This window comes from Rosistilla ulvae (genome assembly GCF_007741475.1).
GTDB lineage: Bacteria > Planctomycetota > Planctomycetia > Pirellulales > Pirellulaceae > Rosistilla > Rosistilla ulvae.
On the sequence record NZ_CP036261.1, the window covers coordinates 823,877 to 840,276 of the forward strand.

Here is a 16,400-nt window from a genome sequence, read left to right on the forward strand (position 1 = left end):
GGAAATCCTTGTTGGGGCTTCGCTGGGCAAGGTTTGGAAGACGCGAGGAGTGAGCTATTTCGAAAGCGGCCAGAAGTGAACGTTTCCGGTTAGATCGCCGGCAATGACTTTCGCATCGCTGGATGCGGCGACGCTAATCGGCAGTCCCGTGGTTAGTTTGAACGATCCCAGCGGAGTGCCGTTGGGTTTCCATGTCCGCACGTGTTGGTCGCGTCCACAGGAGATTAGGTTACCGCTGGCGTCGAACCGTGCCGAAAGGATTCCGTTGGGTATTTCGCCGTAGGGAACGTCGACGGGACGTGTCGGTGGGTGTGCTTTGCCACGATTGACCACGGGAAAACCGTCGCCGGCATCCCACCAGATCAGCGAGCCATCTTCGCCGGCGGATGCTAACAACTTGCCATCGCTGCGCCAGTCGAGCGAGGTCACCGTCGCTTTGTGTTCGGACAGATTTAATAGGATCCCGCCGCTGGCAGCGTCCCACAAATGAATCGCTCCGGTGCGGTCGCCGCTTGCCAATTGATGCCCCTCGGGGCTGAAGGCCAACGATGTGATCCAGTCGGTGTGCTTTTCCAGTTTGTGTTGCAGTTTCCCATCGCTCGTCGAATAGACTTTCACAACTCGGCCGGTTCCGCCCAACGCGACCAAGGTTTGGTCGGCGCTGATATCTGCGGCTAGAACCGCGTCGATCTCGTCGCCGATTTCGGCCAGCCGCCGGCCGGTCTTCACATCGAACAACACGACGCGTCCCGATTCGACGGGCCGTCCGCCGGCAACCATCAACAGATTTCCGTCGCGGCTGAACCGGATCACGTGTGGTTCGCCATCGGGAAACGGCAACTTGCCGATCTCTTTTTCGGTTTCGGTGTTGAACAACCGGATATGGTCTTGCGCCGCGACGGCGACAAAGGGTGCCCACGGGCTGGCGGCCATCGCCAACACGGGCAACGGATTTACTAGCTTGGGAACGGAGATCTCCGGCAGCGCTTCGGGCATCGCGGGAGATTCGGGGCGGCCGCCGGCACCCGCGGCCGGCTGGAAACTGATGTCTCGCGATTTGGTCATCGACTTGCTGGTCGCCGATTCGCGTAAGCCCGAATCGATCCATTGCCGGATCAATTGGACCTCAGCATCTGGCATTGCGGGACTTTCCGGAGGCATGCGGATCGCGGGATCGGGATCGGTAATGATCTGAACCAACAGACTTTGGCTGGATCGTCCCGCCACGACCAACGCCCCGCCGCTGCCGCCACGCATCACGCCGGTGAAAGACTGCATATTAATGTCCGCTTGTTGGTCGTCATCGCCATGACATTTCAGGCAATACTTGCGGAGCAGTGGTTTGATGTGATCGTCGTAGTTCGGCGAATCCGCGGCGGCGGAAAACGATGCGAACAACAAGGCCATCGCAAAGGTGGAGATCAGGTATTTCATGGGTACTTCGTAAGTGTTTGCTATGGATGGCGAGCCGCTTGAGGTAGAGCGGGCACTTCCACGTTAAGTGTTGGGTTTTCGGGCTGCCATAATAAACTCGGGCGGCCACGTTGGACGTGAGCCAGGATTTCTTCGCGCGTTAGGGCCCGATTCCAAATCGCCAAGTCATCGATTCGGCCACGGAATGACCGTGAGGGTTGGTTGTTCATCGTCGCTGGAGGCAACCAATTGCCCAGCCGGCAATGCGCCAATGAAATTCGTTCTTCTTCGACTTCGCCGCGAAACATCGATTCGGTCACCAAGCTCCCATTCACATAAATCGAATGTTTTCGCGTGGGGAACGAAGCGATGGAGACGACGTGACACCATTTGTTTTGCGGCACCGGATTCCCCACCCAGCGGTAATCGCTTCGGTTGAAACCGACAATTCCACCCCGGGGGAGCCCAAACCGGGTCAATTGAAAATGCATGCCGCCGCGATGGGTTGCATTGGAGTTCAGGATCGCATTCATCTCATTTTCGTATCGATCCGATTTGATCCAGGCTGCGACCGAGATCTCTGGCGATTCAACCGGGATATTCAGTTGAACGAAGTCCGAATCGCGGTCGAACAACAGCGCCTCTTTGCCTGGCCAGCGTCCCGCGACCCAACGCGCTCCGGCGATTCGTCCATCGGGGACCTTTTCGGAGCGAACGATATTGGTGAGGATCGATCCATTGGCCTCTTTGACAAAGGGATACCATGCAATTAACCCCGGATTTTGCAGCATCTGCGTACGTTGTTCGCGCCATCGCATGAAACCGATGTGCTCGGGAGTCTGGTAGCTGTCGAGATCCAAAATCTCGCTATCGAGTAGGTTGCCGTCTTGGTAGCGCACCGATTCGCCACCAAAAACACTCCTCATTAGTTCGCCACTGGTACGAAGCACATTCACTTGCCCGTCAAAAACATGCAGCATGCTTTCGCCACCGTCATCGACCCGAACAGCAAACTCGGTACCGACATCCACAAAGTCGACTTCGGCGGTAACGATGGTGAAACCTTTGGCCGTTGGTGGGACCATGCCCCGAACTCGCCCCGCAGCCAAGCGGAAATGTTGTGGACTTTCGATCCGAAACTCCGAAGGGGATTGAACGACGAGATCGGATCCGTTGGTGAAACGCAAATGCACCACACCTTCCAGCAATTTGTAATCGCCCTGTTGGAAGCGAGTTCCGGTGGGAGCGCGACCTTTTTCGAAGCGGGCACCCGCCTGGTCCATCAACATCGCCATCGGCTGCGCCGTGGACAAGATTTTCTCTTCTTCCGCCGGGCGATTTTGTTTTTCCACCGCGGAAAAAGATGAACGCTCCCGGCGAATTGGGAATAAATGCGAGGCAACAGAGAGAATCGCGAAGAAAGTGGCAGCGATCGCGATCACCCAGGGCAACCAATCCCCACGACTGCGGGTTGGATGAATAGGCTGTGGGTGCTCAGCCGCCATTTCGGCATCGCGAAATTTCCAACTCAACGCCGCGTGTGTATCCAAATATTCCAAATACTCTCTCTGTCGAGAGGGATCGTTCCGCAACAGGGCTGACAATTCGGCGGCATCCGAACCATCCGCTGTACCGTTGATCATCGCATTGGCAAGAATTTGCCATCGGGATGGATTATTCATTGGGGGCCCTCCCCTGCCAAACGTGCGGTGACACATTGGTGCAGCGCCGTTCGAATTCGATCCAATTGTTTGTAGATCGCATTGGGTGTCGCGGAGCGGCCGGCGATTTCCGCAACAGATCGTCCGGCATAGTAGCTTTCAAGTACCTCGCGATTTCGAGGAGTCATTCTTTGCAAGCAGTTCTCGATAGCATCGATCCGTTCGTCGGATCCCCGTTCCATTTTCATGCTTTCGGTCGACAAGCTAACGATCACGTCGGGGGCTAAATGAAGCTGAGAATTCTGGCGTTTGCGATAGAAATTACGAACATGATTGTGAGCGATACCGCAGGCCCAGGGGACAAAATCCAAAGCGGGGTCGTAGCGATCCCATTGCTCCCAAAGTGTGAGGCAAGTCTGTTGAAACAAATCCTCTGCATCGGCCCGATTGGGGACCAATGACACAATGTACCGATAGACGCGTTGCTGATTTTTAACCACGCGTTCGGCGAACTGTAAATGACGCTGAGTATCCAGGACCGCGACCACAAATAGGTAGAGGGGGGGGGCAAGTCGATCAAGGCACATCGGTGCCTACATCCAAGTGTTGTCCCAATCGTCCCAAGATTAGCCATGATAGTAGGCGGAATCGAAGATAAAACTCCTTCGGCCCCCAATGATTGGCGGAGAAGGCAACCGCAGCGTCAAAAGTAGGGTCTCGAAGGGACGCGGCCGTCGATAGGTTTGTCCGATGCGCACGAAAAAACCCGCTCAGGCTAATGAAAGCCTGAGCGGGTGATTGTGTATGCTGATTCAAATCGATCCTAAAAGCCAGATCGCAGGAGTATACCGACGATGCGGGCGACGCAACCAATGGAAAGACCATTGGAGCGACGGATCGATACGATCAGCGCACGAAAAAACCCGCTCAGGTTGGCGAAAACCTAAGCGGGTCTTTGTGACTATTGGTGGTGTGCCTCTTGCGAGGCGACTCTTATTGATAGCTTGAGATCGTTATCCACGGTATGAAATACAGAGGTCACCCAATGTAAATCAGAAATCCTTAGAAAGGAGGTGATCCAGCCGCAGGTTCCCCTACGGCTACCTTGTTACGACTTAGTCCCAATTGTCGAGCTGACCTTAGACGCCTGCCTCCCTTGCGGGTTAGCTCGGCGGCTTCGGGCCCTCCCAACTTTCGTGGCTTGACGGGCGGTGTGTACAAGGCTCAGGAACACATTCACCGTAGTATGCTGACCTACGATTACTAGCGATTCCGGCTTCATGCAGGCGAGTTGCAGCCTGCAATCCGAACTGAGGCGCACTTTTTGAGATTTGCTCCACCTCGCGGTATTGCTTCTCTTTGTATGCGCCATTGTAGGACGTGTGCAGCCCTGGTCATAAAGGCCATGAGGACTTGACGTCATCCCCGCCTTCCTCCGGTTTGACACCGGCAGTCTCTTTAGAGTCCCCGGCATTACCCGCTGGCAACTAAAGACAAGGGTTTCGCTCGTTAAGGGACTTAACCCGACATCTCACGACACGAGCTGACGACAGCCATGCAGCACCTGTGTAAAGGCTCCCCGAAAGGCACCCTCCGCTTTCACAGAGGTTCCTAAACATGTCAAGACCAGGATAAGGTTCTTCGCGTAGCCTCGAATTAAGCCACATCCTCCACCGCTTGTGTGAGCCCCCGTCAATTCCTTTGAGTTTCAGCCTTGCGACCATACTCCCAGGCGGAGCACTTAACGCTTTCGCTACGGCCGGGAGGATGTGGAAGTCCCCCCAGCCCAGTGCTCATCGTTTACGGCTAGGACTACCGGGGTATCTAATCCCGTTCGCTCCCCTAGCTTTCGTGCCTCAGCGTCAGAAAAAGCCCAGTGTGCCGCTTTCGCCACCGGTGTTCCTGATAATATCAACGCATTTCACCGCTCCACCATCAGTTCCGCACACCCCTGCTTTCCTCAAGCCTCACGGTTTCGGGCGCAGTTCCACGGTTGAGCCGTGGGATTTCACACCCGACCTGCAAGGCCGCCTACGCACGCTTTAAGCCCAGTGATACCGAATAACGTTCGTACGGTTCGTATTACCGCGGCTGCTGGCACGAACTTAGCCCGTACTTCCTCTGAAGATCGGTCAAGTATAAGAGATAACTCAAATACATTTCCTCCCAACTGACAGCGGTTTACAACCCGAGGGCCTTCATCCCGCACGCGGCGTCGCTTGGTCAGGCTTTCGCCCATTGCCAAAGATTCTCGACTGCAGCCACCCGTAGGTGTCTGGGCAGTGTCTCAGTCCCAGTGAGCCGGGTCATGCTCTCACACCCGGTACCCATCTCAGCCTTGGTGGGCCATTACCCCGCCAACAAGCTAATAGGAAGCAGACTGATCCTTGAGCGGAATCACACCATTTGATCCGAAGATGTTATCCAGTATTACTGCCGGTTTCCCAACGCTATCCTGGTCTCAAGGGCACATATCTACCCGTTACTCTCCCTTTCGCCGCTCCTCCATCTAGCAAGCTAGACTTGTCGCGCGACTTGCATGCCTAATCCACGCCGCCAACGTTCATTCTGAGCCAGGATCAAACCCTTCAATTGTATGCATAGACCAGAACCGAAGTTCCGATCGTGGCTAACCAAAGTAGTTTAAGCTGAACTCGCCGGGTTGGTCATCCCGGCAAAAACTTTTCGCCATTAGTTAAAAACTAACGGTCTCAAAGCTGAACTCAATAAGAGTTTCACCAACCAAATTGTCAAAGATCAAGGTTTTGTCTCAGTGCTGACTCGTGTGAGTCAGGTGATTCGAATATCTTAGTTGTTACTTAAGTTATCGTCAAGAGCCTGAGGACTCTTGAGTCAAAACTTTCAAGAAAGTTTTGACTCGTGTTTTGTTTTATGTCAGCGAGAGTTAGTAGCTCGGAAGTGATCGTTTCGTGATTCGCTTCTGTGCTGCCCTCGTTGGCATGGCAGAAATTTACAGGGTGTTCGCTGTATGGACAAGGGGCGTTTAAGAGATTTTGGCGAAATTTGTGCGTAAGAGTCGTTTGGGCCTGCAATTTGCCTAGCGAACCGTTTTGAAGTTTGTTTGCGAGTTATTCGAAGACGCGGCTTCCGTCCAATAATGTTGGCAGATTGGCCCAGACGATCCGCAAAAGATCCTTATCGAGACCCAGTTCAGCGAACACTTTGACGGTGGGGACGGCAATTTCGTGATGCCCCGTCGCGGTTACCGCGGCTCGGCTACATAGATAGTCGGCGATTGCGAGACAGCAGTTGGCGGCTGGGATCGGTTCGTTGGGATTGGTTCGGGGAGACGGCGGTTGCGTGATTTGCAGGATCTCGTTTGGGAAGCCCCACTGTGACAGGATCGCTTCGCAGAGGGTGTTTCGGTCGGTTCCGAACCAAATCGTTTCGATTTGACGCCCCGGGACTTTTCCCCGGCTGGCGGCCAGCCAACGACAAAACCGTGGCGGAGTTAGTTTTTCAAAGACTAACAGTCCGAAGTCGTGCAGCGCACCAGCAAGCAATAAGTCGGCGGGGTTGGCCTGCCCCGATGTTCGAGCGATGAAAGATCCGACGACGCCGACCGCCATGCCGTGTTTCCATAATCCGTCGCGGCTGTAGCGGCCGATCGTCAGCGGCGGGGAATAGTAATCGCGGATCGTCGCCAGGAAGGCGAGGCGCAGCAGATGGTTGGCGTCGATCACCAAAGCCGCCGCGTGCAGCGAAGTGAATGTTGCGGACCAATTGAACAACGGCGAATTGCACCAGGCGAGCAAGCGGTTGTGCAATGGCGAATCGGGGGCGATCCGCGAGAGCAGGCCGTCGAGATCGGCGGTTTCGAAGTGACCGTTGCGGATCAGCCACTGGGCTTCCGGAGCGAGTGGGAATTGCAGATGGCCGCGATCGACCAAGCTTTTGAGTCGATCGGTGGTTGGGGGCGTCGTTGCAGTGCTCAAACGAAGGTGCTCTGTGAATCGGGGCGTTGAATCACGTGTCACATGCGAATTCCGGAACGGCTCCCGCGGGATTTGGTTCTGCGGGGTGTGCCGGTTGGGCAAGCGGCGGTGCCGTTCCAGGAGTTTCGCTTTGTGAAATAACCTAGGTCATCGATCGGAACCGGAGTTGTTAAGTTTGCTTGGTGCATTTTTGTGAAGTAGTTTTCGCTGTATCGATTGTCGGTGCCTTTGGGTGGTCCGGCATGGCGGAATGGGTTGCGATCAGGCATTGTCGCCCTGCGATCGCAAATCTTTGGAGAGTGCACGTGGTTTCAACAGCTCGGCAGCAAAATTCTGACAGCAAGCTCGATGCGTTGCTGGCAAAAATCCATGGACTGTCCGATGGGGCGGCGAGTCAGCCGCCTCCTTTGGTTCCTGAATCGTCGTCCCCGCCGAAGGTCGACTCCGCAGGGGTGGCCAGGCCTCCCGACGGAGGTCAGTCGCCGGCAAGTGCCCCGGCCCAGCCATCGCGTCCGGCGGTCGCCTTTAATTTCGAACCGAGTCGTGACGAACCGTGGCGGCCTGGCGAAATCCGGTCGTTGAGTGAATCGCGGATCTCCGAAACGCTACTCGAACAGATCACGATGCGGTATTTGCTGAACGCCGGTGAAGCCGATGGGCGGGCGATCGCAGATCAATTGCAGTTGCCGTTTCGGCTCGTCGAGCCGGGGCTCAATCGAATGAAGATGGAGCAGACGGTCGCTTACCGGTCGTCGACTGCTACGGGGGACTATCTATATATATTGACGGAAAGCGGTCGCGATCTAGCCCGCAGGTATGTCGAGGACTGCACCTATTATGGTGCATGCCCGGTGCTCCTGTCCGAATATGTCGCCAGCGTGAAGCACCAAACCGTCGAAGGGCAGCGGCCTCAGAAAGCTGACCTGCTGAGAGCGTTTTCGGATCTTTTGATCAACCCCAGGATGCTCGAGCGGTTGGGGCCAGCGATCAACAGCGGTCGTGGGATGTTTTTGTTCGGGTATCCCGGCAACGGCAAAACCAGCATCGCCGAACGCGTCACGTCCGCCTTTGGCAAGTACATTTGGATTCCACGTTCGATCTTTGTCGACGGCGAAATCATGCGGGTCTATGACCCGATGAATCATGAATTGGCGATGCCAGAGAGCGGCGGCGGGCTGTTGAGCGATTCGGCGTTTGACAAACGCTGGGTGCGGATCAAGCGGCCCACGATTGTGGCGGGGGGCGAATTGACGATGGACATGTTGGAAGTCAAACGGAATCCCGAAAGCAATATCAGCGAAGCGTCGATGCAGCTGAAAAGCAATTGCGGCACGTTGGTGATCGACGATTTCGGGCGGCAACGGATGCGGGTCGATGAATTACTGAACCGCTGGATTGTTCCGCTGGAGAAGCGTTACGACTATCTGAATATGGCTAGCGGCAAGAAGATCCAGGTGCCGTTTGATCAGCTGGTGATTTTCAGCACCAATCTGGAGCCGAAAGATCTTGTCGACGACGCCTTTCTGCGGCGTATCCCTTATAAGATCGAGGTGACCAACCCTGCCGAAGCTGATTTTCGCAAACTGTTCGAGATCATGTGCAAGGTCACCAAGATCCCGTACAAGCCCGAACCGATCGACTACCTTATTAAGAAGCACTACCTGCCGGTGAATCGTCCGTTTCGCAATTGCCAACCCCGGGATCTCTTATTGCAGGTCCGCAATTACTGCATGTATCACGGCAAACCGATCGAATTGTGCAATGAATACTTCGACTTTGCCGTCGATAACTACTTCTCGGTGATGTGATTTCCCTCTTTCACCATGGGCATTCTTGGTAACCCGGCGCGTCAGCGAGGCACCGCGTGAATTCCTCGCTTACGCGTCGGGTTACCATTCCCTCGGGCGTTCCAGTTTGAAACACTGATTTGCCCTCCCTCTTCCACCGCAGGGGGGGGCTTGTTTCACGAGATCGCTTCGCGGACCAACGATTCGAAGTCGAGTTCGAGCTGTTGGTCGGATTCGCTGCCGCCGAGTTCGCGATACATCATGCTCGGTTGGATGTCGCGACTGTTCTGATATTTGCTGCAGTACTCTTCGACATCGCCGCAGATCTCGTGGTACATGATCTGGCAGATATCGATCCCGGGATAGATTCGGATCGGTTGGACGGTGTAGATCTCCAGGGTCCAGTAGCCGCAGAATCCGGCGTCTCCAAAACCTGTGGTCACGTGGACGAACAGGCCCAGTCGCCCGAGCGACGATCGGCCTTCGATCATCGGAACCAGGCCGCGGGTTTCAGTCCACTCAGACGTTCGCCCCAGATAGAGGCAGCCCGGTTGCAACACAAAACCATCGGCGGGGATCTCCAGTCGCCGATACCGGTTCGGCTGCCGAATGTCCAACACCACCTCTTCGTAAACCAGCAGTTCGTCGTGCAGCGACAGATTGCAACTGTTGGGGTTCAGTTTGTCGTCGTCGAAGGGTTCGATGACGATCTGTTTTCCGATCCGCGACCTAATTTCTTCGCCCGATAGAATCATGCGATCTTTGCTCCGAGAAGGTCGGCGGCCAGGTGAGTGGGAGGGAAGCGTTGACCGCAGATGTTAATTCTCAGGCATCCGGGGACCCGATGTCAACTAATCGGCCGGGCGAAACCTACCCGATTTCCAAAACAGGAATCCTTGGGGACCGGAGAATGTATGTGGTACACTTCCAATGGTTCCTGCGGTGGCAGTGTTCTCGCCGATCTGGGCCGCGTAGAATAAATGAAGCGATTACAGCAACTGAAAGTGCTTGTTTCGATTTTGTATCGAAGAGCGATTAAATAAACCCTGTGGAGTGCGTAGCGTGAGTTCAACGAATCCCTATCAATTTGAGACTGGCCAAGCGGGAATGGGCGGCAACATGATGGCTGCGTTTGCCGAGGAATCGGCTCGCGCCGGCTTCATTCGCAAGACGTATCTCCATCTCGCCGCAGCCGTCTTGGGCTTTGTCGGCATCGAAGCGCTGCTGTTGACCGCGGTTCCCGCTAACACGATGGAAATGATCGTCACGCGGATGGTTACCGGTTATGGGTGGTTGATCGTCTTAGGGGCGTTCATGGCGGTCAGTTGGATGGCTCGCCGTTGGGCCGAGAGCGGCGCGTCGCCGGGGATGCAGTACATGGGGCTGTCGCTGTACGTCGTCGGTCAGGCGATCGTCTTTTTGCCGCTGTTGTACATCGCGATGCGATTCGACCCCCAGACACCTGTGATCGCAGGAATGTTGACAAGCATCGTCTTTTTTGGACTGACAGCGTTTGTCTTTGTGACCCGCGTCGACCTTAGCTGGATGGGCAAGATCCTGTTCATGGCCGGGTTGGTCGCGATGGGAGCGATCGTTTGCGGCATCATGTTCGGTTTCTCGTTGGGGATCTTCTTCTCGGTGATCATGGTCGCCGTTGCGTCGGGCTACATCCTCTATGACACCTCCAACGTGCTACACCATTACCGAACGGATCAATATGTCGCCGCGTCGCTGGCTCTGTTTGCTTCGGTAGCACTTCTGTTTTGGTATATCCTGCAGTTGGTGATGTCGTTTTCGTCGAACGATTGATCGACGACGACGCTCGCTTAGCGGGAACTTTCATTTTTATGCGACCACTCTCGTAGTGGTCGTTGGTCAGGGGCAGTGTCTGGGGACAGCGATTAAACAATGTCCGATATCGAAAGTCTGACGCGATTGCCCGATCATTTTGATGGGACGGTTCGTCTGTTCCCGCTGCCTGGGGTTGTCAGTTTTCCGCATGTAATGCAACCGCTGCATATCTTTGAGCCGCGTTACTGCGATTTGTTGACCGATACCTTGGCATCGGACCGATTGATCGCAATGGCGACGCTGGCCAGTGGTTGGGAGCCCGATTACGAAGGCCGTCCGGCGTTGGAAGAATTCGCCTGTATCGGGCGGATTGTTTCGCATACGCCGACCGACGACGAGCGTCACAATATATTGTTGCTAGGGATTCGGCGGGTGCGGATCTTGCAAGAAGTGGTCACCAACCAGACCTATCGGATGGCGAAGGTCGAGGTGTTGGACGACGTCTATTCGCCGCAAGCCGCTGCCGATCGTCCGCTGTTAAAGCGATCGTTGTTGGAGGAGTTTCGGAAATACATTCCCGAATCCGCGCTCGCGCAGGAGAACTTTAGCCAATTGTTGGACAGCCAGATGCCGTTGGGGATCGTCAGCGACATCATCGCCTACACCGTTGGTATTCCCGTTTCGCAGAAGTTGAAATTGTTGGCCGAACTCGATGTCGATCAGCGGGCAAGAAAGCTGATCGCGGCACTCGCTCCGTCGCAGAAGCAAGTTGAAGTTTCGGAGCCGGAAAACGAATCGCTCTCGTCAGGATTTCCGCCGCCGTTCAGTCGAAACTGACTGCATAGATCCTGGCCCCTGAGAGTTGACGGTTTGATATGGACGCCGACAGTACACGATTGCAAGCCGATCTGCGTGGCATCATCGAAGGGGATGTGCTGTGTGAGGATGTGCATCGGCAGATCTACGCCAGCGATGCGAGCATCTATCAATTGAAGCCCGCCGGCATCGTTCGCCCGCGGTCGATGAATGACATCGCGTCGTGTGTGCAATATGCCCGCGAGCACCATCTTTCGATCCATCCCCGCGGCGCCGGGAGCGGTTTGGCGGGAGAATCGTTGGGGCGTGGGATCATTCTGGATATGTCGCGGTACATGCGACGTTGGTACCGCTTGGACGATTCATTGATCCGCGTGCAGGCGGGGGTGGTGTTAGCTCAATTGAATCGCGAACTGGGGACGCATGGTCGTCTGTACGGTCCCGATCCGCAGGCCCGCAGCGTGACGACGATGGGAGGCGTTCTCTCTTTGGATGCTTCGGGCAGCCATTGGCTCCGTTACGGATCGGCTCGCGACACGGTGCAATCGATCAAAGTGGTCACCGCCACGGGGGAGATCGCTGAATTTTCCAGCCATCACCACGGATCGGGGGGAATCGCAGGGCGGTTGGCCAATGAGGTTACCGGGATCGCCAAACGGCATGCGGAGCAATTGGGAAAGCTTCGCGCTGGATCCCCTCACAATCATGGCGGCTATCGGTTGGATCTTGCCGTCACGGGAGATCAAGTGAACCTGGCCAGTCTGTTGGTCGGGGCCGAAGGAACGCTGGGGATCATCGCCGAAGCGACGGTCAGCACCGAACCGATGCCAACGCATCGCGGCGTCTCGCTGTTGTTCTTTCATCGCTTGGAGCATGCTGCTCGCGGAGCGTTATTGGCGGCCGGGCGTGGCGCAGCGGCTTGCGATCTGATGGATCGGCGACTGTTGGAGATCGCTCGGGAGACCGATCCGCGGTTCGAGCAATTGATCCCTCGCAATGCCGAGGCGATGTTGTTGGTCGAGTTCCAAGACGAACAACTGCCCGAGCTGCGATCTCGTTTGCGCGACCTCAACGATTGTTTGTGCCGGCAGGAAAAGCTGGCCTTTGGTTCGCGGATGACTGTCGAACGCCGCGAGCGCGATTTCTTTTGGCTGATCGTGCGTCGTGTGATCCCGCGACTGTATCGGTTGCGCGGCGATACGCGTCCGCTGCCGATCATCGAAGACATCGCGATCGAGCCTGCCAAGCTTCCCGATCTGATGGTCGAGCTGCAGAACATCTTAAAAGAGCATCAGGTCACCGCGACGATGTTTGCTCACGCCGGGCACGGGCATCTGCACATCCGCCCGTTCTTGGATCTGGCCGATCCCGGCAGCCCGCAGGTCCTGCGGGAATTGGCCGAGTCGATCTTCGAGAAGGTCTTGGAGTTTGGCGGCACGATCAGCGGAGAGCATGGCGCGGGGCTAAGTCGCAGTTGGTTCTTGCCGCGGCAATACGGATCGCTGTGGCCGGCGATGATCGCTGTCAAACGGGCCTTCGATCCGGCCGGTTTGCTGAATCCCGGCAAGGTCGTCGGTTTGCCATCGCAGGGGCCCGATGAGAATCTCCGCAACGTGACGGCGATGATTCAGATCGGTCAAGAGACGGAGCCGGACGAGGAGTCGGATGCCGATTCGGTCGCCGAGCCGATCGTGCCGCGGTTGCCGGTGCTGCAGTCGTGGAACGATGAGCCGATCGAGATGGCGACGCGCAACTGCAACGGTTGTGGGCGTTGCAAAACGCTGGCACCGAGTGAGCGGATGTGTCCTGTCTATCGCGTGCTGCCGATCGAAGAGGCGTCGCCACGGGCGAAAGCGAATCTGTTGCGCGGGGTCTTGGCCGGCGAGCTGTCGGTCGATGCGTTGGCGACCGACGAGGTCAAACAGATCACCGATCTCTGTTTCGGTTGCCATCAGTGCCGAATCGAATGTCCGGCGTCGGTCGATATCCCGAAGATCGTCAACGAGCTGCGCGGGCAATACGTCGCTACCAACGGACTGTCGGTCGCCGATTATTTGATGACTCGCATTGAATCGATAGCGCCGCTGGCCAGCCGCGTAGCAACGGTTTCGAACTGGGTGCTGAAGAGTCCGCGTTGGCGTTGGGTTTTGGAGCGGACGATGGGGCTGGCCCGAGGTCGCCGGATCACTCCCTACGCGAAGCTCAGTTTCATGCGTTGGGCGGCGAAAAAACGATTGACGCGGCCGCTGCAAAAAGGTGGCCCCAAGGTCGCCTATTTCGTCGACTACTTCGCCAACTGGCACGACCCCGAACTCGGCCAAGCGCTTGTCGAAGTGCTGCGGCACAATCGCGTCGGCGTCTACGTGCCGCCGAATCAATATTCGTCGATGATGCCGCGGATCGCGGCGGGTGATCTGAAAGGGGCGATGCACGCGGCGACTCACAATATTCGCATCCTGGCCGAAGCGGTTCGTCAGGGATACCAGATCGTCACGACCGAACCGACCGCAGCGCTTTGTCTGATCCACGAATATCCCAACCTTATCGACAGCGAAGACGCTCGCCTGGTCGCCGAAAACACTTACGATTCGTGCCGCTATCTGTGGGACATGCATCTGCGGAACGAGCTGTCGTTGGACTTTCGCCCGGTCGCCGCCAGCGTCGCCTATCACCAGCCGTGCCATGTTCGCGCTATCGATTCGGGCAAGCCGGCTCAGCAGTTGATGGATCTGATCCCCGGGCTGCGCGTTCAATCGATGGAGAAGGGGTGCAGCGGGATGGCTGGGCTGTACGGTATGAAACGGGAGAACTTCCGCAACAGCGTCCGCATCGGCTGGAATCTGATCAGCGGGATGCGGAAGGCTGATATTCAAGCGGCGTCGACCGAATGTAGCGCTTGCAAAAACCAGATCGAACACGGCAGCAACCGGACGACGCTGCATCCGATCAAGGTGATGGCCTACGCCTATGGGCGGCTTCCCGCTCTGACCGCTTTGGGTTAGAAGTTTATATAGACAGGCGTCCGTCCCGAGGTCCCCTGCCCTTCTGTCTCCATTTTTCCTGAGCCTTGTTTTTCGTCGATGACCGATTCTCCAAGCACGATCGAAGTGGCGATGTTTGCCGCCGCCCAGGAGTTGGTGGGATCGGATTCGGTGACGATAACGCTGCCCGCCGGCGCAACCGCTGGCGAGGTGCTGGTGCAACTGGGGCAGCGATGTCCGGAACTGCAAGGTCTTTTGCCCGCCTGCCGGTTGGCTGTCGATCTGCAGTACGTGGCGGCGGAGCATTTGATTGCGCCCGGTGCTCAGCTGGCGTTGATCCCTCCAGTCAGTGGAGGTTGACGCGTGCAACGGAAAGCCGAAACGCGAGTTGTTGTCGAATTGGTCGATGGGCCGATCGAGAACGAACCGATCTTGGAATCGCTGTCGGATCTCGACGCCGGTGCTCACTGTCTGTTTCTGGGGAAGACGCGCCGCCGAACGGCGGACAAAGAAACCGACTATCTGGTCTACGATGCCTATCGTCCGATGGCGCTGGCTGAACTGCGCCGCTTAGCCGATGCGGCGGCGGACCGCTGGCAATTAAAACGCGTCGTTGTGATCCATCGTTTGGGACGGGTCGATCTTGGCGAGGCGAGCATCGCGATCGCCGCTAGCAGTGGGCATCGCCGAGAGGTTTTTGAAGCGATCCCTTGGCTGTTGGATGAGATCAAGTCGGACGTGCCGATCTGGAAACAAGAGCATTGGTCCGATGGGCTGACGGAGTGGGTGCATCCATGAACCAACGGATCTATTTGGATAACGCAGCGACCAGCTGGCCGAAGCCGCCGGGAGTGGCGGAGGCGATCGCGGCGGAGATCACTGAAGTTGGTGCGGCCGCCGGACGCGGTGCCTACGCCGCAGCGATGTCGGCAGAGCAAGTGGTCGCCAACTGCCGGGCTGCGGTCGCTCAAATGATCAACGCTCAAGCTGCGGAGATCGCGTTGACTTGCAACGGTACTCATTCGTTGAACATCGCGATTCAGGGCGTGCTGCGCCGCGGCGATCATGTCGTCACGACGCAGATCGAACACAACAGCGTCCTGCGACCACTGGCTTGGTTGCAGGAAAGCCGCGACGTTTCGATGACCGTCGTCCCCTGCGATCGGTTTGGATTTGTCGACGCCGATGCGATCGCTGCGGCGATCCGGGACGACACGCGGTTGGTCGCGGTCTCGCACGCGTCGAATGTGACCGGCGCGGTTCAGGATCTCGCCGCGATCGGAGCGATCGTGCGGCACCACCCTGCCCTGTTCTTGGTCGACGCCGCGCAGTCGCTTGGCCATCTGCCGATCGATGTCCAGGCGATGGCGATCGACATGTTGGCCAGTCCCGGGCACAAGGGTTGCTTGGGACCGCTGGGGACGGGAGTTTTGTATCTGGAAAATTCGATTCAGTCCCAGGTGCAGCCGTTGATGTATGGCGGGACGGGGACCGATTCGGATCGGATGGAAATGCCCGCTGGGATGCCGGGACGTCACGAAGCGGGTAACTTGAACGTGCCGGCGATCGCTGGATTGTTGGCGGCGCTGCGTTGGTCCGCCGGAAACGAAACGGAAGATTCAAGCGGCCCGTTGGCCGATCGGTTGGCGGATGCTTTGGCGGCGCTGCCGGGCGTGGAGGTCTTTCGCGATCGGGCGCGGTCGCATGTCGCGGTCGTCAGCGTGGCGATCGACGGTTGGCAGCCGACTGATGCGGCGGGAGTTTTGGACGCTCAGTTTGGAATTCAATCGCGAGCCGGCTTGCACTGTTCGCCGCGAATCCACGAAGCTTTGGGGACGTCGGCCGGGACGTTGCGGTTCAGCTTGGGACGCTTCACCAGGCAAGCCGAGATCGACCGCGCGATCGATGCCGTCGGCCAGTTGGTTGGCCAGTGAGCCAATGAAACGCAAAGCTTAACGACTTAAAACCACTTAAAAAGAAACTCTGCCGGCTGGA

At 56.9% G+C, this 16,400-nt stretch carries 12 protein-coding genes and 1 rRNA gene; 7 read left to right on the forward strand and 6 right to left on the reverse strand.

From position 1 onward, the window contains the following. Nucleotides 1-54: 54 nt before the first annotated feature. The 5 genes from EC9_RS03035 to EC9_RS03055 all read right to left on the reverse strand — a co-directional run bounded on the left by EC9_RS03035 (nt 55) and on the right by EC9_RS03055 (nt 7,030). Complete coding sequence (locus EC9_RS03035; protein ID WP_145342254.1) at nt 55-1,434, reverse strand: c-type cytochrome domain-containing protein; 1,380 nt, start codon at nt 1,432-1,434, stop codon at nt 55-57. A gap of 20 nt (nt 1,435-1,454) precedes the next feature. Continuing rightward, nucleotides 1,455-3,095 carry a LamG-like jellyroll fold domain-containing protein gene (locus EC9_RS03040; RefSeq protein ID WP_218934553.1) on the reverse strand — a complete coding sequence of 547 codons (1,641 nt, stop codon included), beginning with the start codon at nt 3,093-3,095 and terminating at the stop codon, nt 1,455-1,457. Next, nucleotides 3,092-3,661 carry a sigma-70 family RNA polymerase sigma factor gene (locus EC9_RS03045; RefSeq protein ID WP_145342258.1) on the reverse strand — a complete coding sequence of 190 codons (570 nt, stop codon included), beginning with the start codon at nt 3,659-3,661 and terminating at the stop codon, nt 3,092-3,094. Before EC9_RS03045 ends, EC9_RS03040 begins: the two co-directional genes overlap by 4 nt. A 479-nt stretch (nt 3,662-4,140) precedes the next feature. Continuing rightward, nucleotides 4,141-5,669: ribosomal RNA gene (locus EC9_RS03050) — 16S ribosomal RNA — on the reverse strand. Nucleotides 5,670-6,163: 494 nt separating this feature from the next. Further along, entirely contained in the window at nt 6,164-7,030 is an 867-nt protein-coding gene (locus EC9_RS03055; RefSeq protein WP_218934554.1) for an HDOD domain-containing protein, read from the reverse strand. Between the two features lie 623 nt (nt 7,031-7,653). Here EC9_RS03055 and EC9_RS03060 point away from each other — a divergent pair. Beyond that, nucleotides 7,654-8,838, forward strand: coding sequence for an ATP-binding protein (locus tag EC9_RS03060; protein ID WP_145348979.1), 1,185 nt, complete (start codon nt 7,654-7,656; stop codon nt 8,836-8,838). Nucleotides 8,839-8,993: 155 nt separating this feature from the next. Here EC9_RS03060 and dcd read toward each other — a convergent pair whose 3' ends face one another. After that, nucleotides 8,994-9,572, reverse strand: coding sequence for a dCTP deaminase (gene dcd, locus EC9_RS03065; protein ID WP_145342261.1), 579 nt, complete (start codon nt 9,570-9,572; stop codon nt 8,994-8,996). A gap of 307 nt (nt 9,573-9,879) precedes the next feature. Here dcd and EC9_RS03070 point away from each other — a divergent pair, with 307 nt between their 5' ends. The 6 genes from EC9_RS03070 to EC9_RS03095 all read left to right on the forward strand — a co-directional run bounded on the left by EC9_RS03070 (nt 9,880) and on the right by EC9_RS03095 (nt 16,339). Next, nucleotides 9,880-10,626: a Bax inhibitor-1/YccA family protein gene (locus EC9_RS03070; protein ID WP_246105933.1), complete on the forward strand. Its 747-nt coding sequence runs from the start codon at nt 9,880-9,882 to the stop codon at nt 10,624-10,626. 99 nt (nt 10,627-10,725) lie between these two features. Continuing rightward, nucleotides 10,726-11,445 carry an LON peptidase substrate-binding domain-containing protein gene (locus EC9_RS03075; protein WP_145342263.1) on the forward strand — a complete coding sequence of 240 codons (720 nt, stop codon included), beginning with the start codon at nt 10,726-10,728 and terminating at the stop codon, nt 11,443-11,445. Nucleotides 11,446-11,483: 38 nt separating this feature from the next. After that, complete coding sequence (locus EC9_RS03080) at nt 11,484-14,426, forward strand: FAD-binding oxidoreductase (protein ID WP_145342265.1); 2,943 nt, start codon at nt 11,484-11,486, stop codon at nt 14,424-14,426. 78 nt (nt 14,427-14,504) lie between these two features. Then, nucleotides 14,505-14,765 carry a MoaD/ThiS family protein gene (locus tag EC9_RS03085; RefSeq protein ID WP_145342267.1) on the forward strand — a complete coding sequence of 87 codons (261 nt, stop codon included), beginning with the start codon at nt 14,505-14,507 and terminating at the stop codon, nt 14,763-14,765. Nucleotides 14,766-14,768: 3 nt separating this feature from the next. Next, entirely contained in the window at nt 14,769-15,203 is a 435-nt protein-coding gene (locus EC9_RS03090; RefSeq protein WP_145342269.1) for a molybdenum cofactor biosynthesis protein MoaE, read from the forward strand. After that, entirely contained in the window at nt 15,200-16,339 is a 1,140-nt protein-coding gene (locus EC9_RS03095) for an aminotransferase class V-fold PLP-dependent enzyme (protein WP_145342271.1), read from the forward strand. The genes EC9_RS03090 and EC9_RS03095 overlap by 4 nt, the downstream gene beginning before the upstream one ends. The last annotated feature ends 61 nt before the right edge of the window (nt 16,340-16,400 follow it).